The sequence below is a fragment of the Motiliproteus sediminis genome, from assembly GCF_017912535.1.
In the GTDB taxonomy this organism is placed as follows: domain Bacteria; phylum Pseudomonadota; class Gammaproteobacteria; order Pseudomonadales; family Balneatricaceae; genus Motiliproteus; species Motiliproteus sediminis.
Map to the genome: position 1 here is coordinate 153270 of NZ_JAERQK010000005.1, position 24711 is coordinate 177980.

Consider the following 24711-nt stretch of genomic DNA (forward strand, 5'->3'; position numbering starts at 1 on the left):
ACAAGGTGAGTCTTCGTTGATCATTTTTCGTTATCTGGCACGTGAAGTCCTGACCACCATGGTGGCGGTGACCGGCGTGTTGCTGCTGATCATCATGAGCGGCCGGTTCATCAAGTATCTGGCTGATGCCGCCTCCGGTGAATTGGCTGCGGGTGTGCTGTTCCAGTTGATCGGGCTGCGTATACCGGGGTTTCTGGAGCTGATCCTGCCGTTGGGGCTGTTTCTGGGGATTCTGCTCAGTTACGGTCGCCTTTACCTTGAAAACGAGATCGCGGTGCTTAATGCCTGTGGCATTAGTCCTGCCCGGTTGCAGTGGCTGACCTTGGGGCCTGCGCTACTGGTGGCGCTGCTGGTGGGCGCTCTGAGCTTGTGGGTGACGCCGTTGGGGGCAGCCAAGGTCGAGCGGATTCTGAAGGAGCAGGAATCGGCGACCGATTTTGACGCCCTGACCACGGGTCAGTTCCAGATTCAGGGACGCAACCGCGCCACCTATGTGGAGCGGATGGAACAGGAGCGCCAGGTCGCTCGTAACGTCTTTATGGCGGATCGCAGCAGACATGAGGGTGAGCCCCGGCAAGGGGTGGTTGCCGCCGATCGAGCGTTGCAGTTCATCGATCCCGACAGCGGCAGCCGATTTCTGATTCTGTATGACGGTGTGCGTTATGAAGGGGTGCCGGGGCGAGCCGATTATCGCGAGATCCGGTTTAAAGAGTATGGCGTCAAGATGCGTGAATCGAGGGTTAGGGACGAAGTGGCGCAGGCCGAGGCCTTGCCCACGGTAACCTTGTTGCAGGGGGGGCGCGACGATTACCGCGCCCAGTTGCATTGGCGCTTGTCGTTACCGGTGCTTTGCATTGTGGTGACTCTGCTGGCGGTGCCGCTGAGTCGCGTCAACCCGCGGCAGGGGCGTTACGCCCGGATGCTGCCCTCGATTCTGATTTACCTGATGTACCTTGCGGCGTTGACCAGTGTCCGCAGCAAGATCGAAAAGCAGGGGTTGTCTCCCGCTGCGCTTTGGGCGGTGCACGGGCTGGTGCTGGCGCTTGCGGCCAATCTGCACCTGTTTGGTGGCGCTTGGCAGCGGCTGTTTGACGCTATCGGCTCGGTGCTGGGTGGGCTGGTATGGCGCCGGGGAGGCAAGGCATGAATCGCCTGGATCGCTATATCGGTTCGACCGTCCTGTCGGCCTGTCTGCTGGTGTTGCTGCTGATCGTGTCGTTGGACTCCCTGTTTGCCCTGATCGACAATCTCAGCAAAGACAACAGTCAGCATACCGCCGCTACCATCTCCCAGTACCTGTTGTTGACGCTGCCGGGACGGATCTACGAGTTCAGCGCGCTGGCTCTGCTGGTCGGTTGTCTGGCGGGACTGGGCTTTCTGGCCTCCAGTTCGGAGTTGACGGTGCTGCGCGCTGCAGGGGTCTCGAAACTGCGTATTCTGGGCAGCGTCATGCAGCCGGTGTTGCTGCTGGTGGCGTTGGTCGCGGCACTGGGCGAGCTGGTGATCCCGGTAACCGAACCTCAGGCGGAGGTGCTGAAGGCCAAGGTGCGCAGCAGCAGCGACACTACCTACAGCCAGTGGAATCTGTGGCATCGGGAAGGTGACTGGTATATCAACGCCAACGCGGTGGAGAGCGACGGAACCCTGCACGGGGTGACTCGCTACCGGATCAGTCCCGAGCGCCAGTTGCTGGAAGCCAGCTATGCCCGCCTTGGCCACTACCGGGGTGACGGCTGGGACCTCAAGCAGGTGAGTACCACCTATTTCGATGCGGAGCGGACCCGCACCCGTCATGTGGCTTCCGAAGTGTGGCAGATCGAACTGCGTCCCGAACTGCTGCGCTACCTGGCGATGCAGCCGATTAACATGTCGGTGCAGGGGCTGGCGAGCTACAGCGATTACCTCGATGCGCAGGGCGTCAATGCAGGACGCTACCGCTTTGCGCTGTGGAACAAGCTGTTGATGCCGGTGGCGATCTTTGGTCTGGTGCTGATAGCAACTTCGTTCGTGTTCGGGTCGATGCGCAGTGTCACCCTGGGGCAGCGAATTATGGTCGGGGTAATGGTCGGACTGCTGTTCAAGTTCAGTCAGGATCTGCTGGGTCCGGCGAGTCTGGTATTCGGGTTCTCGCCGATGTTGGCTGCGTTGACGCCGATCAGTGTCTGTGTGGTCGCCGGCGCGTTGATGTTGCGCCGGGCCGGTTGAACATGCGCTACTTTTTGCTGCGCTTGGGTAGCACCACCACGCGGGTCTCGGAGTAGCGGTCCTGCCAGGTGCGCTGCTGCTTGTCGATCAACATCCACCAGTATCCCAGTCCCAGCACGAGTGCTGAAAGGCCCGCGGTGAAAAAGCGCAACAGTGCCTGCATCCAACTGATGCCCCGACCGTCGTCACTTTCTACCCGCAAGCGCCAGGCCATCATTCCCAGGGTCTGGCCGCTGCGGGTCCAGAACACGCCGAAAAACAGAAAGGTGATCAGGAACAGGGTGCTGTTGAAAAACGGCCCGCCAACCTCTTCGCCGCCGTTCAACGCCACGCCGATGGCACCCACCATCATCCACAGCGCCACTATCAGCAATGAGTCGTAAGTCATGGCGGCAAGGCGACGCCAGAGCGGCGCTACTGGCAGGGATTGGGCGTTCGGCATCTTAGGTACCAGGTCGATGGTGGGGCGGCTATTCTAGCCGCACTTGCCGCATTTTTCAGCTGTCTGTGGTCCTGATTCCAAGCAGGCATCGGCGCAGGCTGTTCTGAGTCGGCTGCTCGCCGAGCCAGACTTTCAGGACACCCTGGTAAAAAGCCTCGCCGGTCAGTGTGCCCTTGAGTGAGCCGTTGATCATGAGCCGGGTACCTTGATCGGGACTGTAGTCCAGGTCGACCCGGTCCCCCGGCTGCATGTCGGTAAAGTAGGTCGCACTTTGCTGCAGGGCGGGTTGGAGCGCTGCGAGCTCCGCGGCGGTGTGATTGGCGTTGAAACCATCAAGCCAGCCTTCGGCAAGCTTGGCGGCGGGTACTTCGTGCAGAAAATGCAGGGACAGGCGTTTGGGGCCGGGAGCTTGCAACAAGGACTTTGGGTCGCCCTGCGGCTCGGAAAGGTAAAGTGAGGCTACGTACACGGGCCATACCCACTTGTCCCGGGTGCCATAACCGTTGAGTTGCAGCTGCTGTTGATCGATCCGGACCTGGGGTGGCAGCTTAACGCCGCCATCGGAGCAGGAGGCGGTCGCTAAAGTGGATGCACTCGGGGAGAGTGTTGCAGAGGCTAACAGCAGGGAGCGTCCGAGGGTGAGCATGGGGCACAGTTAATCACCCCCTTGTGTCAGCTTGATGACGTTTAGCGGCCACCGCCGAGCAGCTCGATTTTGTAGCCGTCAGGATCTTCGACAAAGGCGAGAATGGTACTGCCGTGCTTCATCGGCCCCGGCTCGCGTACCACCTGTCCGCCGCGGCTTTTGATGTCGTCGCAGGCGGCGTAAACGTCTTCGACCTCAATGGCGATATGGCCGTAGGCGGTGCCGAGGTCATAACTGGCAACCTCCCAATTGTGGGTTAGCTCTAGCACTGTATGGTCCGACTCGTCGCCGTAGCCCAGAAAGGCAAGGGTAAACTTACCCTCGGGGAAATCTTTGCGTCGCAGCAGGCGCATACCCAGTAGTTCGGTATAAAAGGTGATCGATTTTTCCAGGTCGGTCACGCGTAGCATGGTGTGCAGCAAGCGCATGGTGTAATTCTCCCGGGGTTGGTTGTGACTGGATGATGACGCCTTCGCTGTTGCTGTACAGCAACTCGGGCCATTGCTTATAATCGATTGATAACACCAAGTATAGAGACAGGGTGGATTCATGTTTCAGGATATGTCGAAAAAGCTCAACGAGTCACTGGGACCGATGAAAGAGCTGGTCGAGATACAGACCAAGATGCTCGAAAAACTGACCCGGCTGCAGATGGAGTGTGCCCAGAACTGTGTCAAGGCGACCATGCAGCAGACTCAGGATCTTCCCGCGTGTCACTCCACGGAAGAGCTGATCGATCTGCAGCGCAATTTTGCGCGAATTGTTGAAGAAACCCTGGTCAAAACCAGCAGCGAAAATCTGGCGGCGCTGCAGGAGGCGCGGGATAAGATGGAGAAGGTAACCCAGGATACCTTCGACGCCTTTGCGCCCAAGAAGTAATCTGATGCTTAATCGTTAAGGCAGCCTCGGCTGCCTTTTTGTTTGCCTATACAGAGAGAGCGGGTGTGAAGATAGCGCTTTTTTACGGTTCCACCACCGGTAATACGGAAGATGTCGCTGAGCGGATCCAGCGGTTGCTGGGGAGCGACCAGGTGGCCTTGTTTGATATCGCCGATGAGCCCCTGAGCCTGGTCGAGCAATATTCGCATGTCATCATGGGAATCCCCACCTGGGATTACGGTGAAGTGCAATCCGAGTGGGAAGATGTCTGGGACGATATTGACCAGCTCGATTTTAGTGGCAAGCAGGTTGCGCTATACGGGTTGGGCGACCAGATCGGCTATGGTGAGTGGTTTGTCGATGCCATGGGATTGCTGCACGACAAGCTGGTGGCACAAGGGGCGAGCATGGTGGGATACTGGCCGGTGGCCGGGTACGAGTTTACCGCTTCCAAAGCGTTGACCGGCAGCGGCGAGCAGTTTGTCGGGCTGGCGATTGACGAGGACAGCCAGAGCGAGTTGACCGAAGAGCGGGTCGAGCTTTGGGTGGCGCAGTTGACGCGTGAGTTCGGTCTCGATTCATGAGCAAGCCCGGACGTACCGGCATCGTCCGGATCCTCTACGCCGCCCGTTATTCCTGGCAGGGTTTTCGCGCCGCCTGGCGCCACGAAGCCGCGTTCCGGCAGGAGCTGGTGCTGGCGTTGCTGCTGGCGCCGCTGTCCTATCTGGTGGCCGCGGATCTGGCGGAGATGGCGCTGCTGCTGGCAACTTTGTTTATCGTGCTGTTGGCCGAGCTGATCAATTCGGCGCTGGAGGCGGTGGTCGATCGGGTCGGCGACGAACCGCATGTTTTATCCGGGCGCGCCAAGGATATCGGCTCGGCGGCGGTGTTTCTCTCCTTGAGTCTGACCGTCACGGTATGGGGTCTGGTTGCGATAAAAAACTTTGGCGGCTGAATCTTTTCGCTGCTATCGGCTCCAAACAGCAATAATCGGCTAAAACCCGCACCGAGGAGGTATCGATGCGCAGGGTAAATTGGTGGTGGCCCCTGTGGGCTGTGTTGGCCTGGTGGGCAACTGCGGTGCACGCGGGTCCCGGGCCGGAACAGGTAATCCAGAACAGCTATACCTCGTTGCGTCAGTTGATCGATAGTCGCCAACTGGTGGCTGGGATGCCGGAAGAGCAGTTATTTGCGCTGATGGAGCGTGAACTGACGCCGGTGGTGGACTTTCCCCGGGTGGCACGCAAGGTGATGGGCAAGTATGCCCGTCGAGCCAGCAATGAGCAGCACCTGCGCTTCACCGAGGTATTTAAAAAGACACTGGTGTCTACCTACAGCAAAGGGCTGGAGCATCTGGACCGGCTCGAAGCGGTCGAGGTGGCGGCACCGGTTTTCAATGAACAGCAGAGCCTGGCCAAGGTGCCGATGACAATTCGTCTCACGGGCGGAGAGTCCTACGCGGTGGTGTACTCCATGTTCATCACGGGAGAGGGCAGCTGGCTGGTGGAAAATATCGTCGTCGAGGGGGTCAATATCGGGCTGGTGATGCGTAATCAGTTTGCCCATTACATGGACCAGTACAACGACGTGGAAGCGGCGATTACCAACTGGGGTAGCTGATAACTCCGTCTGGCCGGGCATGGCATGGCGGTTCAGAGCAAACACCGCTATGCTGGCGCTAACGTGAGTCAGGCTAAGGAACGGGGATGACAGAGGGAAGTGTTGAGCTGGTTCTGCTCATCGTGGCAGCCCTGCTGTTGGGGGCGCTGACCCGCTACCTGATCCGCGCAACGGCCATTCCTTACTCTGTCGCTCTGCTCGCTCTGGGGCTGCTGGTCGGGGTGGTCGATCGTATCTGGATCGACCATCAGAGCTGGCCGCGGCTAGATGCTACCCTGTCCCAGCTGACCGACCTCGATCCCCATCTGATCCTGTTTCTCTTTCTGCCGATTCTGATCTTTGAATCGGCCTATTCACTGCAGCCCCATCTACTCCGGCGAACCCTGCCGCAGATCGTCTGGCTGGCGGTCCCCGGTATGCTGATCTGCGCGTTGCTCACGGCGCTGATGGTACGCTGGCTGTTGCCCTGGGATTGGAGCTGGCCGCTGGCTTTTATGTTTGGTGCCTTGATCAGCGCCACGGATCCGGTGGCCGTGGTGGCTTTACTGCGTGAGGTCAGTTCCCGCAAGCGTCTGGAAACCCTGCTGGAAGGCGAATCCCTGTTCAATGATGGTACCGCCATCGTGGTGTTTACTCTCTGTTTCGGGATCATGACCGGCAGTGGTATGGCGGAGAGCGTATTGGGGTGGTGGGGGGTGCCGCTCGACTTTCTCCGCATCGTGGTGCTTGGCGCTGGCGTCGGCTATTTGATCGGCCGGGGGGCGCTGTTTTTTGTCTCGCGGATCTACAACGACCCGCTGCTGGAAACCACCATCTCGATCGCGGTGGCCTATCTGGCATTTTTTGCCGCCGAGGCACTGCACACCTCGGGGGTGGTGGCGGTGGTAGCGCTGGGGATTCTGGTGGCAGGTCGTGGTCGCGCCAGTTTCTCGCCCGAGGCAGTGGAGTTTCTGCATCACTTCTGGGGCATGCTGGCGCACCTGGCCAATACGCTGATCTTCTTGATAGTCGGTCTGTTGATTGCTGACCGGGTAGAGGCCTTTGATGCCGTCACCTGGTGGTGGTTGTTGCTGATTTACGCCGGTTTGCAACTGATTCGTGCCACTGCGGTGTGGATCCTGGGGCCGGTATTGCGGCGCCAGGGGGTTGGGCTGTCGCGCGACAAGCAGCTGGTGCTCTGCTGGGGTGGGCTTCGAGGGGCGGTGGCGCTTGCGCTGGCGTTGATCGTTGCGCGGGAACCGGCGATCGGTTCACCCTGGGGTGAGCAGGTGCTGTTTCTCACCGCCGGGATTGTAGCGCTGACCATCCTGATCAATGGCAGCACGCTGGGCTGGTTGTTCCGCCGCCTGGGGATCGATCGCTTGCCGCGTGCCAAACTGGCGATGATCGAGCAGGCGGAGGATCAGATGCGTTCGGCGCTGGAGCGCCGCTTGCCGGAGCTGCGCAAACGGTCGTTAACCGAGTTGGCGGACTGGGAGGTGGTCAAGCAGCGGGCGCTAGCGCCACTGCTGCCTGAGTCCGACCTGCGCGAACTGCATGAGCCCCCGACCAGTGCTGACCTGGATACCGAGTCACGCCGGCGTTTGCTGGAGGCAGAGCGGCAGAGTTACTGGCAGCAGTACCGTGATGGTTATCTGGGGCGGGTGGCCTGCATGCGCCTGATAGAGCTGGTCGAGCGTGCGCTTGATGGTAAGCCGCAGATTCATCCCCGTGACGGTTTGGAGGATTACGGTCGGGCCACCTGGCTGGCGCGCTGGTTACATCGGGTTCCGGCACTGGCGGAGTGGGGGTCGCACGTAGCGTATCGTCATCTGCTGCTGAGTTATGATGTGCTGCGTGGTTATATCCATGCGCAAAATGAGGTGCTGGAGTTTATTCCGGAGCTGGCACCTGATGATGATCTGCGCCGGCGATTGCGGGAGCAGGTGTTGCTGGGCAAACGCGAGGGCTTTCGCTTGTTGGCGGCCCTGCGCGAGGGGTTTCCCGAGATCGCCCGGCGAGCGGAAACCCACAGCGCCTTTCGCACGCTGCTGATCCAGAAGAAGTTCATGATCGAAGAGCTGCGGGATCGGGCGCTACTGGACGATGCCGAATCCGACCGCTTGCTGGGGTTGATCAAGGAGGTGTTGCATCAGCGGCATCACCTGCCACTGGATCGCTCACCCTTTCCCGATCCGCACACCTTGTTGCGTGATTGTGAGTGGACCCAGCAGCTCAGCGACACCGCAATCAGCTACCTGGCCGATGCGGTAGAGCAGCGGATCTACGAACCCGGTGAGGTGATTCTGTCGCAGGGTTTGGGCGGAGACGGGTTGATCATTATTGCCCGTGGAACGGTTGAGCGGGTTCACCTGGATGCTGGAGATGAACGTACAGTCGACTTGTTGGGGCCCGGTAGTCATGCGGGTATCAATGCGTTGCTGGAAGGGTTTCAGCGCACCGAACTGCGGGCTCTGAGTGCCGTGGACCTGCTGTGGATACCCCGCAAGCAGCTGGCGAAGCTGATCACTGACTATCCTCCCCTCAAGGAGTCGCTGGAGGCGCTGGTAGACGGCTGAAACGCTAGTAACTATGGGGCGTTTGTTGCCGCCATGTTTCGTCTTTCGCTATTCAAACCCCGCCCTCATTACGGTAAAATCGGCGCTTTTCCTTTGGCAGATCGAAGGCGCAGATGATCGAAGTTAATCCCATCGTTCAACAGCTCAAAGATATTGAGTCGCGGACTCTTACCCTGAAAAACTATCTCGACTATGAAACCAAGCATGAGCGCCTGGTAGAGGTCGAGCGCGAGCTGGAGCAGCCGTCTGTGTGGGACGAGCCCGAACGGGCGCAGGCGTTGGGTAAAGAGCGCTCGGCGCTGGAAACCGTGGTCAAGACCATTGACGAGCTGGAAAGCGGCGTGGCCGAGCTGCGCGAACTGCTGGAGATGGCGGTGGAGGAGCAGGACGAGGACACGGTCGCCGAGGTCCAGTCCGAAGTGGCGGGTCTAGAGGCGCGACTGGAAACGCTGGAATTTCGTCGCATGTTCTCCGGTGAGATGGACCCCAACAACGCCTATCTCGATATTCAGGCCGGCTCCGGCGGCACCGAGGCGCAGGACTGGGCCAACATGCTGCTGCGGATGTACCTGCGCTGGGGCGAGGATAAGGGCTTCAAGGTGGAGCTTGAGGAGGTCAGTGCCGGTGAAGTGGCCGGTATCAAGAGTGCCACCATCAGCTTTCAGGGGGAGTACGCCTTTGGCTGGCTGCGTACCGAAACCGGGGTTCACCGTCTGGTGCGTAAGTCGCCGTTCGATTCCGGCAACCGCCGTCACACCTCGTTTTCGTCGGTGTTCGTGTCGCCGGAGATCGACGACACCATTGAGATCGAGATCAATCCGGCTGATGTGCGTACCGATACCTATCGTGCCTCGGGCGCCGGCGGTCAGCACGTCAACAAAACCGACTCCGCAGTGCGCCTGACCCACGAACCCACCGGTATCGTGGTGCAGTGTCAGAGCGAGCGCTCCCAGCACCAGAACCGCGACAAATGCTGGAAGATGCTGCGGGCGAAACTGTACGAGCATGAGATGCTCAAGCGGACCGAGGCCGCGCAAGCGGTGGAGGACAGCAAGTCCGACATCGGCTGGGGCAGCCAGATCCGCTCCTACGTGCTGGATGATCAGCGGATCAAAGATCTGCGTACCGGGGTTCAGACCAGCAACTGCGACAAAGTGCTGGACGGTGATCTTGACCAGTTTATCGAAGCCAGCCTCAAGGCCGGCCTCTAATTATCGAATTCATTAGCTAAGGTTTTACTTTCATGTCTGACAACAGCCAGCAGCCGGGTACCCAAACTGACGATAATCGTCTGGTCGCCGAGCGTCGTGAAAAACTCAAGGCGATCCGCGAGGCTGATACCCAATCCAACGGCTTTCCCAACAGCTTTCGCCGTGACAGCTACGCCCAGGATCTGCAGGACGCTCACGGTGACAAGAGCAAAGAGGAGCTGGAAGCCGCTGGCATCAAGGTTGCCGTCGCTGGCCGGGTGATGCTCAACCGCGGTGCCTTCGCGGTGCTGCAGGATATGACCGGACGGATCCAGCTCTACGTCAACAAAGCCGCTCGACCCTTTGCCAAGTCGCTTGATTTGGGTGACATCGTTGGCATCAAAGGGCAGCTGCACAAGTCCGGCAAGGGCGATCTGTACGTCGATATGGAAGAGACCATACTGCTGACCAAAAACCTGCGCCCGCTGCCGGATAAGCACAAGGGGCTGCAGGATACCGAGATGCGCTACCGTCAGCGCTACGTGGACCTGATCACCAATGATGAATCCCGCCGGGTGTTCGAAATCCGCGCCAAGGTGGTGTCGGGCATCCGTCAGTATCTGGCGGAACGTCGCTTCGTCGAGGCAGAAACACCCATGCTGCAGGTGATCCCGGGCGGCGCCACCGCGCGGCCATTTGTGACTCACCATAACGCGCTGGATATCGATATGTACCTGCGTATCGCGCCGGAACTGTACCTCAAGCGGCTGGTGGTTGGTGGCTTCGAGCGGGTGTTCGAGATCAACCGTAACTTCCGTAACGAAGGGCTTTCCACCCGCCACAACCCCGAATTCACCATGCTGGAGTTCTACCAGGCCTACGCCGATTATCGCGACCTGATGGATCTGACCGAAGATATGCTGCGCACGCTGGCGCAGAACATCCTCGGCAGCACCACGCTGGTCAACACCGTGCGCGATCAAAACGGCGAGATAATGGAAACCCTGGAATACGATCTGGGCAAGCCGTTCCAGCGGATGTCGGTATTCGATTCCATTCTGCACTTCAATCCCGACATCAAGGCGGAAGCACTGGCCAATGAACACGCCGCGCGTGAGATCGCCGCGCGGATGGATATCCCGGTCAAGGACAGCTGGGGGCTGGGCAAGCTGCAGATCGAGATCTTTGAAAAAACCGTTGAGCACCGTCTGCATCAACCGACCTTTATCACCGAGTACCCGACCGAGGTCTCACCACTGGCACGCCGCAACGACGACAACCCCTTCGTTACCGACCGCTTCGAGTTCTTCTTGGGCGGGCGAGAGATCGCCAACGGTTTCTCCGAGCTTAACGATTCCGAAGATCAGGCCGAGCGCTTCCGTGCCCAGGTGGCCGAGAAAGACGCCGGTGACGACGAGGCGATGCATTTTGATGCCGACTACATCAATGCCCTGGAGTACGGCCTGCCGCCCACCGCGGGTGAGGGGATCGGTATTGACCGTCTGGTGATGTATTTCACCGACTCGCCGTCGATCCGCGATGTGTTGTTGTTCCCCCATATGCGCCCCGAACAGCCGCGTAGCTGATGAGTGCGCCCGCCCGTGCAGTGATACCGCCGGGCGGCTTGTTTCCCCGCCGCATGCGCGAACTGCCGGGGGGGCGCTGGACCCGTATCGGTCTACGCACCCTGCATCTGGTTGGCGTTGCCGGCGTCGGTGGGGCTTATCTCTACCCCATTGATCCCGCCCTGTGGCACCCCTATCTGCTGCTGACGCTGCTCTCCGGTGCGGCGTTGTTGCTGAGCGAAGTCTGGTCCCACGGTATCTGGCTGATTCAACTGCGAGGGCTGTTTATCGCGCTGAAATGCGTGACTCTCGGGCTGGGGTTGTTGCTGCCTGCGACCGCAGCCCCTGGCGTGCTGATTACAGCCGTGGTGATCTCCGGTGTGATTGCCCATGCGCCGGGGCGGTTTCGCTACTATTCGCCGTGGCATCGCCGCGTCTACACCTACGATGACTGGTTAAACGAACTGGAGGCTGTCCGTGCCCCATAACCCCAATATCGAACCCGGCTGGTTGCAGCAGTTGGGGCCCGAGTTTGAACAGCCCTACATGGGTGCTCTGCGTGAATTCCTGCAAGCGGAAAAAGCCGCCCGTAAGGTGATCTACCCCCATTCAAGAGATTGCTTCAACGCCCTCAATTACACCCCGCTGGATCAGGTCAAGGTGGTTATTCTGGGGCAGGATCCCTATCACGGTCCCAATCAGGCCCACGGGCTCTGCTTTTCGGTCAAACCGGGGGTTAAGGTGCCGCCTTCGCTGGTGAATATCTACAAAGAGCTGGCCAGCGATATCGGCGTGCAGCCTGTGGCTCACGGTTATCTGGAGTCCTGGGCGCGGCAAGGGGTACTGCTGCTTAACGCGGTGCTGACGGTGGAGCAGGGGCAGGCCAACGCTCACCAGGGCAAGGGCTGGGAGCAGTTTACCGATCGGGTGATCCATATCGTCAACGAGCAGTGCGACAACGTAGTGTTCCTGCTCTGGGGCAGCTACGCGCAGAAGAAGGGTGCCTTTATTGATAGCGAACGCCACTGTGTGTTGAAAGCACCTCACCCGTCACCCTTGTCGGCCCATCGCGGTTTTTTTGGTTGTCGCCACTTCTCTGCCGCCAATCGCTACCTGGAAGCGCAGGGGCGCGAGCCGATCAATTGGCAACTACCGGCTACACCTGGTGAGGTGAACTGATGGGCAAGGGTTCGCGACTACTGCGGGGCAAACTTTGTATCGCCGATGAGACCCGCTACTGCTACCAAACTCTGGAGCTGTCACCGGTCCTGCATCCCTCGGAGAAGATCGAGCGCTTGCTGGCGCGGCTGATCGCCTATGCACTGGAGTACGAACCGGGGCTGGCGTTTGGAGGTGGTATTTCGTCCACCGGCGAGGCGCCGATCTGGCTACGGGACCAGGACGAACGGGTGATTCACTGGATCGATCTCGGCCAGCCGGACGAAGAGCGGCTGGAGAAGCAGGTGCGGCGGGTGGAGCGTTTGAGTCTTTACCTTTATGGCCCGCAGGCGCTGCGGTGGTGGCAGCAGCACGGCAGCGCGATGAAGGGGGTTGATGCGATGCAGGTGGTGCTGTTGGACTGGGCGGTACTGGAGACGTTGGCCGCTCATCTGGGCAGCGGTTTTGAGCTTGGTGTGACCCGTAGCGAAGATCAGCTATACCTGTCGCTAGGTGAGCAGAGTACCGAGATGTCGCTTCAGCGCCTCGCTGCCGGCTGGCGCAGCGATCACTGAGTTGGCTCTGGGCCCTCGGGGGTTAGCTCCTGCAGGCGTAGATAGCGCTCCTTGCTCTCTGCCGCAACCCGATCCAGGTCTTCCTTGTAGACCTCGTACCAGGTGCGCGAGCCCTTGATCATGCGGGATAGGTCGTACATCCCCTGCTGCAGAGCCGAGATAAACAGCTGGTAGCTGGCTTCCTGGCGCAGGATCAGGTCGCGCACGGAGGCATAGTTGTTGAGATCGGTCTGCTGCAGCACTCTTTCCAGACGCTCCTCAAGTACTTGTGCGTGCTGGTTGTAGGCTTTGGCGGACTGGGTGACTTTGGATATGCGTTCGACGTCGGCTTGTAACCGCTGCAACTGCTCCGCATGCTCTGCAGTGCGCGGATCGCTGGCGCTGCTGGCGCTCAGCAGGTAAACAATGGCTCCGGTCTGCAGCAGGGAGAACAACCCCAGTACGCCGATCAGGATGCCAATCAGGCTGATTTTTATTTTCTTCTTTTCGACTGTGCCATCATCCTGGTCGTCGTCGCGTTCTTTGCCTTTATCGCTCATTCGTGCGCGTCCGCATAATACTGTTACCCGCTATGTCGGCGGGCTGGATGAGAGCTTTAGCCGAGACGGTGCTGTGGTGGCTGGAATAAGTCGCGTCTGGTGATTGCTACAAATATATATGGCGTTATCTAGATTTAAATCTGGTGCCAGTTGCTGCCTCAGCATCAATATCAGTGTGGCGGCGGGATAAAGATATCTGATCGTAGTAGATGACCGTCTGTAATAGCCAAATAATACGTAACCGTTATCTATTAAAAATTTAAACTATTTATTATTCGGTGTCCGGTTGCCATGGCGTGTCGATTTACGCGCCAGCAGTCCCTGTTGGGTTGTTGTCTGCCGGCGCGCGCCGTGCGGTCTCAGGGGGGGGGGCTGTGGGCCCCTTGGCTGACCACTACGGTCTTAGCTTGCTGTAGTTCCGGGCTTTCTATTGTGCTTCTAGCAGGCCGTGCTTGGCGTGAGCAATGAGATAGCGCAGCTCTTTTATCTGCTCATAATAAAACGAGTCGGCGCTAGCTTGGTGGCGCTCAGCCTTGGCCTCAAATTCTGCTATTTCGTTGTTCCACTGCTTTACTTTGGTTCTGATTTTTCTCTGATACTGGGCTGATGTGGCCAAAAGGTCCTCCGTCAGGCACACCTATACACTACCACCTGATAGGAAGTAGATAAGGTATGGGGTTAATAGTTGGTGAGTTAATAGCGTTGCGAATGACAACGAGATTCAAATACTAACATGCTGACAACAGCAGTCAAATTGGCTCTTTTAGCATCGTTTCTGTAGTGAAAAGATTCTGAGTTGCACGCGGATATTTGCTATCCCGGGATGAAGAGCTGGCGCGGTGTTGTTCGTAGGCTCGCGTGCCTATCCTGTTGCCCAGGTCGAAGTCGCGATCTATTGCTGCTGCAGTGCGTCCAGACAGCGCTGTTCGGCCGTTTCCAATTCCTGTTTGACCACGGCAATATCTTTCATCTGTTGTTCCAGCGCTGCTTTCTTGTCGCTGATAATGGCGAGCATCTGGCGTAACTGGGCGGCACTGTTGGTGGGATTGTGGTCGTACAGGTCGAACAGTTCGCGGATCTCGGCCAGCGAAAAGCCAAGGCGTTTGCCGCGCAGGATCAGCATCAAGCGCACTCGGTCGCGGCGGGAGTAGATCCGGTTCTGGCCGCGTCGGGTGGGTTCCAGCAGGCCCTGGTCTTCGTAAAAGCGGATGCTGCGGGTGGTGATGCCGAACTCTTTGGATAGCTGGCTGATGGAAAAGGTGGTGCTCATGGGGTCGCTTCGGGATGAATTCAGGGCTAACTGTACCTCTGGTTGACGCTAACGTAAAGCTGACGCGCCTTGGCTGGTCGTGGTGGGGCAAAATATCCCCATCAGGCTTGTGTATTGGGGCGTTGTTTCACTAGGCTTTGGCTACACCCCCAGATGGAGAGCGTTGCCATGTTTACAACCAGTCGACTACTGCGCTGGTTTTTGCTCGGTGCGATGACTTTGGCGCCATCGTTAGTGCTGGCAGATGAGCAGTTTATCCCCATCCCCAGCTACCGGACCGGCCCATACGGGGGCGGCGGCAGCGCGATTTTTGGCGGCATGATCGATTACTACAACCTGATTAATGAGCGGGATGGCGGTGTTAATGGCGTCCGGCTGGTGTGGGAGGAGTGCGAGACGGAGTACCGTACCCCCAAGGCGGTGGCCTGTTACGAGCAGCTCAAGCACAAGGGTGAAAAAGGCGCATCGTTGTTCCAGTTCGTCAGTACCGGTGCCACCTACGCGGTGCTGGAGCGTGCGCGGGAGGATCGGATACCGCTGTTGTCCATCGGCTACGGGCGTACCGACTCGGCTGATGGTCGGGTATTTCCTTATGTTTTTCCATTGGTGACCACCTACTGGAGTCAGAACAGCGCCAAGATTCGCTTTATCGGCCTGCAGGAAGGGGGGATGGACAAACTGCGGGGTAAGGTGATCGTTAACCTGCACCATGGTTCGGGTTATGGCCGGGAAACCATCCCCATTCTTGACAAGCAGGCGCACCTTTACGGTTTTAAGGTGGTGCATATCGAAGTGCCTCACCCGGGTACGGAGCAGCAGTCACAGTGGCTCAAGATCCGACGGCTGCAGCCCGATTGGGTGATTCTGCGTGGCTGGGGCGTAATGAATCCGACTGCATTGAAAACTGCATTCCAGTCCGGTTTTCCCCGAGACCGTATCGTTGGGGTCTGGTTTGCGGGCGCAGAAGAGGATGTGGAGCCGGCAGGTGAAGCGGCCATCGGCTTTGTTGCTGCTGGCTTTCACCCCGGGGGAGATGGCTTTCCCGTGCATGCGGATCTGCGTCGATACATCTACGAGGCGGGGCGCGGCGACCTTGAGGACGACAGCCGGTTCGGCAGTGTGTATTACAACCGCGGGCTGATTACGGCGATGATATCGGTTGAGGGGATTCGAACTGCGCAGGCCCGCTTCGGGGAGCGCACTCTCAGTGGAGAGGAGATTCGCTGGGGTTTCGAAAACCTGCGACTGACCGAAGAAGACCTGGCCCGGCTGGGATTCAAAGGGCTGGCGCAGTCGCTGGAGGTGAGTTGTGCTGACCATGAAGGTGGCGGCGCAGTGATGTTCTCCCGTTGGGATGGCAGCAAGTGGGTTCAGTTGACCGACTGGATTGAGGCCGACAAGGAGCTGGTGCGTCCGATGATTGAAGCGTCGGCGGCGCGCTACGCTGAAGAGCACGGTATCACCCCGCGGGATTGTAGTGGCGGCTGAGCCGGTTATTTCCGGCTAATATTTTCGTAGCAGCAAGAGGCTGGCGGAGGGATTTTTTTTGCGGTATGGTTGACGTTAACGTAAACGGCACTTGTCGATGTGGCAGGTTATCAAGCGACCGCATCGATACAGAAGATTAAGAGAGAGTTGAGATGGCTGACCAGGATATTGTGATTGTTGCCGCTGCCCGTACCCCTATGGGGGGGTTACAAGGGGTCTTGAGTAGTGTGCGTGCGCCGGATCTGGGGGCGGCCGCTATCGCCGCAGTGGTTGAGCGTGCCGGGCTTGCCGCCGATGATGTCGATGAGGTGGTCATGGGCTGCGTGCTGCCCGCTGGTCAGGGGCAGGCGCCGGCGCGTCAGGCAGCGTTGGGCGCTGGACTGCCGCTGGCCGCCGGCTGCACCACCATCAACAAGATGTGTGGTTCTGGCATGAAGGCGGTGATGCTGGCGCACGACCAGATCAAGGCAGGAAGCGCCGCTGTTATGGTGGCCGGGGGGATGGAGAGCATGAGCCTGTCGCCTTACCTGCTGCCCAAGGCCCGCACCGGGATGCGGATGGGGCATGGGCAGGTGATTGACTCCATGTTCTTTGACGGTCTGGAAGACGCTTATGAGGGCGGTCTGATGGGCAGCTTTGCCCAGGCGACGGCGGACCAGTACGGGGTGACCCGCGAAGCGATGGACGATTTTGCCATCGCTTCGCTGACCAAAGCATTGGCAGCCATTGAGAAGGGTGATTTCAAAGCCGAAATCGCGCCGGTCAGCATCAAGGGGCGCAAGGGCGAGTTGCTGGTGGATACCGACGAGCAGCCGGGCAATGCACGGATCGACAAGATTCGAGATCTGCGTCCGGCGTTTAAGAGCGATGGCACCGTTACGGCCGCCAACTCCAGCTCCATCTCTGACGGCGGATCAGCGCTGTTGTTGATGAGTGCAGCAGAAGCGAGCCGACGGGGGGTGCAACCGCTGGCGCGTATCGTCGGTCACTCCACTCACGCGCAAAAGCCGGCCGAATTTACCATAGCGCCTATCGGCGCCATCACCAAACTGCTGGAGCGCTGTGGCTGGAGTAAAGACGATGTCGATCTTTATGAGATCAACGAGGCCTTTGCGGTAGTCACCATGTTGGCCCAGCAGGAGCTGGGGCTGGATGCAGACAAGGTCAACATTCATGGGGGCGCCTGTGCACTAGGGCACCCGATCGGTTCCTCCGGGTCGAGGATTCTGGTGACCCTGCTTTACGCCCTCAAGCATCAGGGGTTGAAGCGCGGGGTGGCGTCGCTCTGCATTGGTGGTGGTGAGGCGACCGCGGTCGCGGTGGAGCTGCTGTAAGCCGGCGATCACCGCAACATAATCCAGATCGGGTCGCTGGCTTGGGGACTAATAATCAGGCCAAGCCCCCAGCCGCAGCTTGCGGTAGGCGGTGGGGGATATGCCCATCACCTTCTTGAAGATGCGAGAGAAATAATAGGCGTCATCATAGCCGACGGCGTAGCCGATCTCGCTGATGGTCTGCACACCCAGATCCAGCAGTTGGCAGGAGTGTTCGATCTTGAGGTTGATAAAGTGATTGATCGGGCTGGTGCCGGTCAGTGCCTTATAACGCTTGGCGAAGTGGTATTTGGACAGGTTGGCCAGCGCGGCCAGGTTGTCGAGATCCAGCTGGCGGTGCAGGTTGGCTTGCATATGACTGTGGATCAGATCGAGGTCGAACCCCGGCTGGTTTGACGGGGCGGTTCGCAGCAACGCAGCGTAGCTGAGGATCTGTCGCAGTTGGTTGGCGGTATGCAGCAGCGGGCGTAGTTGGTAACCGCTGCGCCTGACCTGCAGCAGGCTGTCGAAGTCGGCCGTCAGCTTGGCGTTACGACCCACCTGCATCAGCGGGCGCTCGTAGCGGACCGCCAGATTGAGGCAGAACTGCTCTGCCAGGCGACCATCGAAATGGACCCAGTAGATGGTCCATGGCTGGGTGTCGCTGGCCGCGTATGCGTGCGCCAGCCCTTTGGGAAGGATCAGCAGGTGGCCTGCTTCGACCTCGAAAGTCTGTGCCCCGACGCGGAGCCAGCCGCTGCCATCGACGCAGTAGATCAGCAGGTAGTCGTCATGACTGTCGCGATCCATGTGATGGCCGCGCGCTTGCAGATAGTGTCCTGTGCCAAGGGGGTAAAGCTCCTGGCTGATGGGGTGCTGCTGCAACTGGCGCACCAGGGCGCGGGGCACCACGTAACGGGTGCTGTGCGGTGGCAGGGGCCAACTGGATGGGGTGCTCACAAAAAGAGGGCCTTTGATCGTAGCCAGATGACAAGATAGTCCATCATTCGGGCAATTTTATCAATCCGGGCGATGGCGGTGCTGTGCTTCAATGACAGCATCTAAAGGGGTGTGCTGCCACAATAACGGGTCAGGCCGTGGGGTGGTGCAGGCTGATAACCATAAGAACAAGACAACAGAAGAGAACGCGTTATGGATTTCAATCTGACTGAAGACCAGATCGCCTTCGCCGAAGCGGCGCGGGCATTTGCCGAACAGGAGCTGGCGCCCAACGCGGCGGAGTGGGATCAGCAAGCGATCTTTCCCGTCGAGGTGTTGCAAAAGGCCGGTGAGCTGGGATTCTGCGCCATCTACACCCCGGAAGAAGCGGGTGGTATGGGGCTGACCCGTATGGATGCCCATATTATCTTCGAGCAGTTGGCGATGGGCTGTACCTCGACCACCGCGTTCCTCACCATTCACAACATGGTGTCCTGGATGATCGGCTCCTTTGGTAACGCTGAAACTATCGAAAAGTGGTGCCCGAGTCTGGTCACCGGCGAGCTGCTCGGCTCCTACTGTCTGACCGAGCCCAACGCCGGTTCTGATGCCGCTTCACTGAAAACCAGCGCCCGCCGCGACGGCGACGACTACATCCTTAACGGCAGCAAGTGCTTTATCTCCGGTGCCGGCTCCACCGATGTGCTGGTGGTCATGGCGCGTACCGGTGGTGAAGGTGCCGCGGGTATCTCTGCCTTTGCGGTAGACGCCAAGCTGCCGGGTATCAGCTACGGCCGTAAAGAGGACAAGATGGGCTGGAACAGCCAGCCGACCCGCATGATCACCTTCGAAGATGTGCGGATTCCGGCGTCTTGCCGGCTTGGCGAAGAGGGTGAGGGCTTTAAGTTCGCCATGAAAGGTCTCGATGGCGGGCGGATCAATATCGCTACCTGCTCTCTGGGTACCGCTCAGCAGGCACTTAACAACGCCATGGATTATCTGCACGAGCGCAAGCAGTTCGGGCGCGAGCTGGGGCAGTTCCAGGGGCTGCAGTTTGAGTTGGCGGATCTGGCCACCGAGCTGGTGGCGGCGCGTCAACTGGTGCGTTTGGCGGCGTTCAAGCTCGACCACGATGATGCCGACAAGACCACCTACTGCGCCATGGCCAAACGCTACGCCACCGATATCGGCTTCAAGGTGTGTGACGGGGCGCTGCAGTTGTATGGCGGCAACGGCTATATCAAAGAGTATCCGATGGAGCGTTTTGTACGCGATACCCGGGTACACCGCATTCTCGAAGGCACCAACGAAATCATGCGGGTCATTATCGCCCGCCGTCTGTTGATGACCGATGCCGCCCGTATCGTATAAGGAGACCGCTGATGAGTGACAAAATTTTACTGGAAAAGCGCGGCCATGTTGCGCTGCTGACCATGAACAATCCGCCGGCCAATACCTGGACTGAGGCGAGTTTGAAGGAGCTTAAGTCAACGGTTGCTGATCTCAATGAGGATCGTGACGTTTACGCACTGGTGATCACCGGCCAGGGCGAGAAATTCTTCTCCGCCGGTGCTGACTTGAACCTGTTTGCTGACGGCGATTTTGGTGTGGCGCGCAACATGTCACGCTACTTCGGTGAAGCGTTTGAGGCGTTGAGCCAGTTCCGCGGCGTTTCGATCGCAGCCATCAACGGCTTCGCCATGGGCGGCGGTCTGGAAGTGGCGTTGGCCTGTGATCTGCGGGTTGCGGAAGAGCAGGCGCAGATGGCACTGCCGGAAGCCAAAGTGGGGCTGCTGCCCTGCGCCGGCGGTACCCAGAATCTGCTCAACCTGACCAGCATGGCCTGGGCCAAGCGGCTGATCCTTTGCGGTGAACGGGTTAAAGCAGATAAAGCGCTGGAGATCGGTCTGGTGGAAGAGGTCGTGCCTCAGGGCGGCGCTCTGGACCGGGCATTGGCGCTGGCAGCGCAGGTGGCCGAGCAAAGCCCGTCGTCGGTGGCAGCCTGCAAAACCCTGATTCAGTTAAACCATCAGCGTAACAACGCGCAGACACTGCCCGCCGAACGCGAGCTGTTTGTGGATCTGTTCCATACCGAAGACCAGAAGGAGGGCGTCAATGCGTTTCTCGAGAAACGTAAGCCCGAATGGAAGAATCGCTGAGATATCGGTATCCACCGGCAGCTAAGAAACCGAGTGCAAGGAGACACCCATGACGGCCGTACTGTTTAACGAATTTCTGGCGCGTAACGGCAAGCGCATCATTCAGGCCACGCTGAATTCCGAGAAAAGCCTGAATGCCCTGACCCTGGAGATGATCCGCCAGCTGACGCCAAAGTTGGCTGAGTGGGAGCAGGACGACAGCGTCGCTGCGGTGATTCTGGATGGTGCCGGCTCCAAGGCTTTTTGCGCCGGTGGTGATATACGCAATCTGTATCTCGGTATGGTGGGCGAGGGCGAAGCCGGTTTCTGCGAGACCTTCTTTACCGAGGAGTACCGGCTCGACTACGCCATTCATACCTTCGCCAAACCCTTTATCGTCTGGGGCAGCGGTATCGTCATGGGGGGCGGTCTGGGGCTGATGGCCGGCGCCAACTATCGGGTGGTCACTGAAACCTCCCGCATTGCGATGCCTGAAGTCAGCATCGGCCTCTATCCTGATGTCGGCGGCACCTGGTTTCTCAACCATATGCCCGGCCGGGTCGGCTTATTCCTGGGACTGACCGCCAGCCAGCTCAATGCCGCTGACTGCCGTTACGTGGGGCTGGGCGACCGTTTCATCCACAGCAGCCACAAAGAGGCGCTGATCGAACTACTGCGGGGGCATGATTGGGGCGAAGGGCTGAGCGAACTGCACCACGGGGTAAACACCGTATTGCGGGCGCTGGAGCAGCAATCCATGGCTGTGCTGCCCGAATCCAACGTGCTGACCCACTTCGACCAGATTGCGGCGTTGATGGACCACTATGAACTGGCTGATATCGTGGACGCGATTCTGGCGCTGGAGAGCGACGACCGGTGGTTGCAGAAAGCGCAGGCGGCGGTCAGACACGGCAGTCCGGCGGCAATGGCCATTATTTTCAAACAGCTGCGCCGCGGCAAACATCTGTCGTTGCTGCAGGTGTTTGAAAGTGAACTCGACCTGTCGGTGAACTGTACTCGTGCTGGCGAGATGGCCGAAGGGGTGCGTGCGCTGTTGATCGACAAGGATGGCAAACCGGGCTGGCGCTTCAAGTCGCTGGCGGAGGTAGATCATGACTGGATCGACGCGCTGTTTGTATCGCCCTGGCCGTCGGGGCGACCGGTACTGGGGTAACTGCAACCGCAGGGATTCGTCAACAGAACAACAATAAGGTGAACAACATGGCAAAAATCGCATTCGTAGGTTTGGGCAATATGGGCGGGCCGATGGCCGCCAATCTGGTGAAGAACGGTCACGAGGTGCACGTATTCGACCTGTCGCCGGCGGCGTTGGAGCACGCCGTTGAGGCGGGTGCCGTGGCGGCGAGTTCGGCCATCGAAGCGGCCGAAGGGGTAGAGTATCTGATCACCATGCTGCCAGCCGGCAAGCACGTGGAATCGGTGCTGGTCAGCGGCGATGCTTTGCTGGACCGGGTGGGTAGCAACTGTCTGGTAATCGACAGCAGCACCATCGATGCCGATACCGCTCGTAAGCTGGCCCAGGCGGCAAAAGACCGGTGCATCGAGTTTGTCGATGCACCGGTTTCCGGCGGGGTAGCCGGGGCCGCGGCGGGTACGTTGGCGTTTATGGTGGGTGGTTCCGATGCGGCCTTCGCCAAGGCCAAGCCGGTGCTGGAGTGCATGGGGCAGAACATTTTTCACGCTGGCGACAGCGGTGCCGGGCAGGTGGCCAAGGCCTGCAACAACATGCTGCTGGCGATCCATATGGCGGGTACCGCCGAGGCATTGAACCTGGGTATCAACAACGGCCTGGATCCGGCGGTGCTGTCGGAGATCATGCTCAAGAGCTCCGGCCGCAATTGGTCGCTGGAGGTCTACAATCCGGTACCCGGGGTGCAGGAAGGTTCCGCCGCCAGCCGTAATTACGAGGGCGGCTTTATGACCGACCTGATGTGCAAAGACCTCGGATTGGCAATGGAAGCGAGTCAGAGCAGCGGCTCGCCGGTGCCGATGGGGTCTGCTGCCCGCGGCTTGTTCAATCTACATCAGTCGCAGGGCAACGGTCGACTGGATTTCTCCAGCGTATTTCGCCTGTTCGAGCGTAAAAACTGAGGCGCGAATACGTGCGCCGTGGGCTGAAATGTAACGAATTGAAATGCCCCTTGCGGGGCATTTTTTTGCGGCCTAGAGTGCCGTTTACGTTAGCGTAATTACGCATTGGCCAATTGATGGCAGTGATAACAATAATAAGGAGAGTGTTCGCATGGGGTATCAGGACCAGTACCAACAGTCTTTACAGAATAAAGAGCAGTTCTGGGCGACCCAGGCCGACGCGATCGCCTGGTACAAGCAGCCACGGCAGATCCTGACCGAAGCCGATTACGGCACCCACCGCTGGTTCGCCGACGGTGAACTCAACAGCTGTTATCTGGCGCTCGACTACAACGTTGAGCAGGGGCGCGGGGAGCAGGTGGCGCTCTACTACGACTCTCCCGCCACCGGCAGCAAACGCGCCATCAGTTACAACCAGTTGCTGGCCGATGTGAAACGCTACGCCGGGGCCCTCAAGGCGCAAGGAATCGAAAAGGGCGACCGGGTGGTGATCTACATGCCGATGGTGCCGGAAGCGGCGGTGGCGATGCTTGCCTGCGCGCGCCTGGGGGCGATTCATTCTGTGGTGTTTGGTGGCTTTGCGCCCAACGAACTGGCGATCCGAATCGATGACGCCGAGCCAAAAATGGTGATCACCGCCTCTTGTGGTATCGAATTCGACAAAGTGATCGAGTACAAGCCGCTGGTGGACCAGGCGTTTGAACTGGCGACACACAAGCCTGATCATTGTGTGGTGCTGCAGCGGCCGATGGCCAAGGCGGCGATGCAACCGGGCCGCGATCTGGACTGGCAGCAGTTTCAGGAGGGGGGCAGGTACGCCGATTGCGTTGCGGTGGAATCGACCCATCCGCTCTACATCCTCTACACCTCCGGCACCACCGGCAAGCCTAAGGGGATCGTGCGCGACAACGGCAGCCACGCCGTAGCGCTGATGTACGCGCTGCGCAACGTCTATGGCATGAACGCCGGTGACGTCTGGTGGGGCGCGTCAGATATCGGCTGGGTGGTGGGTCACTCCTTTATCGTTTATGGCCCGCTGATGGGCGGTTGCAGCGCTATCTTCTATGAAGGCAAGCCGATCCGTTCACCCGATGCCGGTGCCTTCTGGCGGGTAATCGACGAGTACAAGGTGAACTCCATGTTTGCCGCCCCGACTGCTTTCCGTGCTATCCGCAAAGAGGACCCGGAGGGCGCGTTGGCCAAGAAGTACGACCTTTCCAGCCTGCGCTGGTTGTTTGTGGCGGGCGAAAAACTCGACTCCTCGACCTATAGCTGGCTGGATGAGCTGCTGGGCGTACCGGTGATCGACCACTGGTGGCAGACCGAAACCGGTTGGCCGATGACGGCCCCGCTGATGGGGGTGGAGCCGGTGGCAACGCGGATGGGCTCCACCTGTGTGCCGGTGCCTGGCTTTGACATTCAGGTACTCGATCCGGCGGGTAACGCATTGGGGGCCGACCAGCACGGCAATATCGTTGCCCGCTTGCCGATGCCGCCGGGAGTGGCGCAGACCATCTGGAACAATCCGCAGCGCTTCCAGGAATCCTACCTCAGCGCTTTTCCCGGTTATTACCATACCGGAGACGGCGGCTTTAAGGACAAGGACGGTTATGTCTACATTACCGGGCGCACCGATGACGTGATCAACGTATCCGGTCATCGCCTCAGCACCGGCGAGATGGAAGAGGTGATCGCCAAGAATCCAGCGGTGGCCGAGTGCGCGGTGATTGCTGTGGCCGACGAGATGAAGGGCCATGTGCCGGTCGGGTTGGTGGTCCTGAAGCAGGGGGTTGAGATCGATGAGGGCGAACTGGAGCAAGAGCTGGTTGCATTGGTACGCGCTGAAGTAGGGCCGCTGGCGTGCTTCCGCAAGGCGGTGGTGGTGCAGCGCTTGCCCAAGACCCGCTCAGGCAAGATTCTGCGCGCTATCCTGCGCAAGATTGCCGACCAGGAGGAGTACGCGATGCCCTCGACCATCGACGACGAAAGCATTCTGCCGGAAATTACCGAAACCATGAAAGGTGCCGGCGTCGGCCGTTAACGCCGGACCCGCAGGGTTGCTCCGGGCAGCCCT

The 24711-nt window shown here is 59.3% G+C and carries 26 protein-coding genes; 19 read left to right on the top strand and 7 right to left on the bottom strand.

Annotated features, from left to right (window positions below; translation table 11 throughout):
- Positions 1–16: 16 nt before the first annotated feature.
- Positions 17–1147, top strand: coding sequence for an LPS export ABC transporter permease LptF (gene lptF, locus JJQ76_RS11215; RefSeq protein WP_210396909.1), 1131 nt, complete (start codon positions 17–19; stop codon positions 1145–1147).
- The gene (gene lptG, locus JJQ76_RS11220; RefSeq protein ID WP_210396910.1) at positions 1144–2205 is read left to right on the top strand and encodes an LPS export ABC transporter permease LptG; all 1062 of its coding nucleotides are present in this window, start codon (positions 1144–1146) and stop codon (positions 2203–2205) included. The genes lptF and lptG overlap by 4 nt, the downstream gene beginning before the upstream one ends.
- Before the next feature lie 7 nt (positions 2206–2212).
- Here the strand turns inward: lptG and JJQ76_RS11225 are convergent, their stop codons facing one another.
- Genes JJQ76_RS11225 through gloA form a run of 3 tightly spaced genes read right to left on the bottom strand, consistent with a single transcriptional unit; the run spans position 2213 to position 3721 of the window.
- Positions 2213–2647 (bottom strand): RDD family protein, encoded by a 435-nt coding sequence (locus JJQ76_RS11225; protein ID WP_210396911.1) that lies wholly within the window; start codon positions 2645–2647, stop codon positions 2213–2215.
- Positions 2648–2702: 55 nt separating this feature from the next.
- Complete coding sequence (locus tag JJQ76_RS11230; protein WP_210396912.1) at positions 2703–3293, bottom strand: chalcone isomerase family protein; 591 nt, start codon at positions 3291–3293, stop codon at positions 2703–2705.
- 41 nt (positions 3294–3334) lie between these two features.
- Complete coding sequence (gloA, locus tag JJQ76_RS11235; protein ID WP_246480610.1) at positions 3335–3721, bottom strand: lactoylglutathione lyase; 387 nt, start codon at positions 3719–3721, stop codon at positions 3335–3337.
- 121 nt (positions 3722–3842) lie between these two features.
- Between gloA and JJQ76_RS11240 the strand changes: the two genes are divergently transcribed.
- The 10 genes from JJQ76_RS11240 to JJQ76_RS11285 all read left to right on the top strand — a co-directional run bounded on the left by JJQ76_RS11240 (position 3843) and on the right by JJQ76_RS11285 (position 12838).
- Positions 3843–4172 carry a phasin family protein gene (locus JJQ76_RS11240; RefSeq protein WP_210396914.1) on the top strand — a complete coding sequence of 110 codons (330 nt, stop codon included), beginning with the start codon at positions 3843–3845 and terminating at the stop codon, positions 4170–4172.
- Between the two features lie 65 nt (positions 4173–4237).
- A complete protein-coding gene (fldB, locus tag JJQ76_RS11245) occupies positions 4238–4756 on the top strand; it encodes a flavodoxin FldB (protein WP_210396915.1) in 519 nt (172 codons plus the stop codon).
- Entirely contained in the window at positions 4753–5127 is a 375-nt protein-coding gene (locus tag JJQ76_RS11250) for a diacylglycerol kinase (RefSeq protein WP_210396916.1), read from the top strand. The genes fldB and JJQ76_RS11250 overlap by 4 nt, the downstream gene beginning before the upstream one ends.
- Before the next feature lie 65 nt (positions 5128–5192).
- Positions 5193–5792, top strand: a complete 600-nt coding sequence (locus tag JJQ76_RS11255; RefSeq protein WP_210396917.1) for an MlaC/ttg2D family ABC transporter substrate-binding protein — start codon at positions 5193–5195, stop codon at positions 5790–5792.
- A gap of 86 nt (positions 5793–5878) precedes the next feature.
- Positions 5879–8350, top strand: coding sequence for a cation:proton antiporter (locus JJQ76_RS11260; protein WP_210396918.1), 2472 nt, complete (start codon positions 5879–5881; stop codon positions 8348–8350).
- 116 nt (positions 8351–8466) lie between these two features.
- Positions 8467–9561: a peptide chain release factor 2 gene (gene prfB, locus JJQ76_RS11265; RefSeq protein WP_210396975.1), complete on the top strand. Its 1095-nt coding sequence runs from the start codon at positions 8467–8469 to the stop codon at positions 9559–9561.
- A gap of 32 nt (positions 9562–9593) precedes the next feature.
- The gene (lysS, locus tag JJQ76_RS11270; RefSeq protein WP_210396919.1) at positions 9594–11126 is read left to right on the top strand and encodes a lysine--tRNA ligase; all 1533 of its coding nucleotides are present in this window, start codon (positions 9594–9596) and stop codon (positions 11124–11126) included.
- Positions 11126–11593 (top strand): hypothetical protein, encoded by a 468-nt coding sequence (locus tag JJQ76_RS11275; protein WP_210396920.1) that lies wholly within the window; start codon positions 11126–11128, stop codon positions 11591–11593. The genes lysS and JJQ76_RS11275 overlap by 1 nt, the downstream gene beginning before the upstream one ends.
- Positions 11583–12284, top strand: coding sequence for a uracil-DNA glycosylase (gene ung / locus JJQ76_RS11280; protein WP_425515232.1), 702 nt, complete (start codon positions 11583–11585; stop codon positions 12282–12284). The genes JJQ76_RS11275 and ung overlap by 11 nt, the downstream gene beginning before the upstream one ends.
- Entirely contained in the window at positions 12284–12838 is a 555-nt protein-coding gene (locus tag JJQ76_RS11285) for a YaeQ family protein (protein ID WP_210396921.1), read from the top strand. Before ung ends, JJQ76_RS11285 begins: the two co-directional genes overlap by 1 nt.
- Here the strand turns inward: JJQ76_RS11285 and JJQ76_RS11290 are convergent.
- The 3 genes from JJQ76_RS11290 to JJQ76_RS11300 form a co-directional block, all read right to left on the bottom strand.
- Positions 12832–13377, bottom strand: a complete 546-nt coding sequence (locus tag JJQ76_RS11290) for a hypothetical protein (RefSeq protein ID WP_210396922.1) — start codon at positions 13375–13377, stop codon at positions 12832–12834. The genes JJQ76_RS11285 and JJQ76_RS11290 overlap by 7 nt on opposite strands.
- A gap of 427 nt (positions 13378–13804) precedes the next feature.
- The gene (locus JJQ76_RS11295; protein WP_210396923.1) at positions 13805–13993 is read right to left on the bottom strand and encodes a sll1863 family stress response protein; all 189 of its coding nucleotides are present in this window, start codon (positions 13991–13993) and stop codon (positions 13805–13807) included.
- A gap of 276 nt (positions 13994–14269) precedes the next feature.
- The gene (locus JJQ76_RS11300; protein ID WP_210396924.1) at positions 14270–14647 is read right to left on the bottom strand and encodes a MerR family transcriptional regulator; all 378 of its coding nucleotides are present in this window, start codon (positions 14645–14647) and stop codon (positions 14270–14272) included.
- 168 nt (positions 14648–14815) lie between these two features.
- On the opposite strand from JJQ76_RS11300, the gene JJQ76_RS11305 reads away from it, so the two are divergent.
- Both JJQ76_RS11305 and JJQ76_RS11310 read left to right on the top strand, forming a co-directional pair.
- Positions 14816–16135, top strand: coding sequence for an ABC transporter substrate-binding protein (locus JJQ76_RS11305; RefSeq protein WP_210396925.1), 1320 nt, complete (start codon positions 14816–14818; stop codon positions 16133–16135).
- Between the two features lie 152 nt (positions 16136–16287).
- Entirely contained in the window at positions 16288–17469 is a 1182-nt protein-coding gene (locus tag JJQ76_RS11310) for an acetyl-CoA C-acyltransferase (RefSeq protein ID WP_210396926.1), read from the top strand.
- 48 nt (positions 17470–17517) lie between these two features.
- Here JJQ76_RS11310 and JJQ76_RS11315 read toward each other — a convergent pair whose 3' ends face one another.
- Entirely contained in the window at positions 17518–18408 is an 891-nt protein-coding gene (locus JJQ76_RS11315; RefSeq protein WP_210396927.1) for an AraC family transcriptional regulator, read from the bottom strand.
- 192 nt (positions 18409–18600) lie between these two features.
- Between JJQ76_RS11315 and JJQ76_RS11320 the strand changes: the two genes are divergently transcribed.
- The 5 genes from JJQ76_RS11320 (at position 18601) to JJQ76_RS11340 (ending at position 24678) form a co-directional block, all read left to right on the top strand.
- On the top strand, positions 18601–19758 hold the full coding sequence (locus tag JJQ76_RS11320; protein WP_210396928.1) for an acyl-CoA dehydrogenase family protein: 1158 nt from the start codon (positions 18601–18603) through the stop codon (positions 19756–19758).
- Between the two features lie 11 nt (positions 19759–19769).
- Complete coding sequence (locus JJQ76_RS11325; RefSeq protein ID WP_210396929.1) at positions 19770–20546, top strand: enoyl-CoA hydratase; 777 nt, start codon at positions 19770–19772, stop codon at positions 20544–20546.
- Positions 20547–20595: 49 nt separating this feature from the next.
- A complete protein-coding gene (locus tag JJQ76_RS11330; protein ID WP_210396930.1) occupies positions 20596–21699 on the top strand; it encodes an enoyl-CoA hydratase/isomerase family protein in 1104 nt (367 codons plus the stop codon).
- Between the two features lie 47 nt (positions 21700–21746).
- Positions 21747–22637: a 3-hydroxyisobutyrate dehydrogenase gene (mmsB, locus tag JJQ76_RS11335; protein WP_210396931.1), complete on the top strand. Its 891-nt coding sequence runs from the start codon at positions 21747–21749 to the stop codon at positions 22635–22637.
- 112 nt (positions 22638–22749) lie between these two features.
- Positions 22750–24678, top strand: coding sequence for a propionyl-CoA synthetase (locus JJQ76_RS11340; protein ID WP_343232529.1), 1929 nt, complete (start codon positions 22750–22752; stop codon positions 24676–24678).
- Positions 24679–24711: the final 33 nt, after the last annotated feature.

Coding starts and splice junctions, on each gene's coding strand:
- lptG (WP_210396910.1), top strand. CDS start 1,144: ATGAATCGCCTGGATCGCTATATCGGTTCGACCGTCCTGTCGGCCTGT.
- JJQ76_RS11225 (WP_210396911.1), bottom strand. CDS start 2,647: ATGCCGAACGCCCAATCCCTGCCAGTAGCGCCGCTCTGGCGTCGCCTT.
- JJQ76_RS11230 (WP_210396912.1), bottom strand. CDS start 3,293: ATGCTCACCCTCGGACGCTCCCTGCTGTTAGCCTCTGCAACACTCTCC.
- gloA (WP_246480610.1), bottom strand. CDS start 3,721: ATGCGCTTGCTGCACACCATGCTACGCGTGACCGACCTGGAAAAATCG.
- JJQ76_RS11240 (WP_210396914.1), top strand. CDS start 3,843: ATGTTTCAGGATATGTCGAAAAAGCTCAACGAGTCACTGGGACCGATG.
- JJQ76_RS11250 (WP_210396916.1), top strand. CDS start 4,753: ATGAGCAAGCCCGGACGTACCGGCATCGTCCGGATCCTCTACGCCGCC.
- JJQ76_RS11255 (WP_210396917.1), top strand. CDS start 5,193: ATGCGCAGGGTAAATTGGTGGTGGCCCCTGTGGGCTGTGTTGGCCTGG.
- JJQ76_RS11260 (WP_210396918.1), top strand. CDS start 5,879: ATGACAGAGGGAAGTGTTGAGCTGGTTCTGCTCATCGTGGCAGCCCTG.
- lysS (WP_210396919.1), top strand. CDS start 9,594: ATGTCTGACAACAGCCAGCAGCCGGGTACCCAAACTGACGATAATCGT.
- JJQ76_RS11275 (WP_210396920.1), top strand. CDS start 11,126: ATGAGTGCGCCCGCCCGTGCAGTGATACCGCCGGGCGGCTTGTTTCCC.
- JJQ76_RS11285 (WP_210396921.1), top strand. CDS start 12,284: ATGGGCAAGGGTTCGCGACTACTGCGGGGCAAACTTTGTATCGCCGAT.
- JJQ76_RS11290 (WP_210396922.1), bottom strand. CDS start 13,377: ATGAGCGATAAAGGCAAAGAACGCGACGACGACCAGGATGATGGCACA.
- JJQ76_RS11300 (WP_210396924.1), bottom strand. CDS start 14,647: ATGAGCACCACCTTTTCCATCAGCCAGCTATCCAAAGAGTTCGGCATC.
- JJQ76_RS11305 (WP_210396925.1), top strand. CDS start 14,816: ATGTTTACAACCAGTCGACTACTGCGCTGGTTTTTGCTCGGTGCGATG.
- JJQ76_RS11310 (WP_210396926.1), top strand. CDS start 16,288: ATGGCTGACCAGGATATTGTGATTGTTGCCGCTGCCCGTACCCCTATG.
- JJQ76_RS11320 (WP_210396928.1), top strand. CDS start 18,601: ATGGATTTCAATCTGACTGAAGACCAGATCGCCTTCGCCGAAGCGGCG.
- JJQ76_RS11325 (WP_210396929.1), top strand. CDS start 19,770: ATGAGTGACAAAATTTTACTGGAAAAGCGCGGCCATGTTGCGCTGCTG.
- JJQ76_RS11330 (WP_210396930.1), top strand. CDS start 20,596: ATGACGGCCGTACTGTTTAACGAATTTCTGGCGCGTAACGGCAAGCGC.
- mmsB (WP_210396931.1), top strand. CDS start 21,747: ATGGCAAAAATCGCATTCGTAGGTTTGGGCAATATGGGCGGGCCGATG.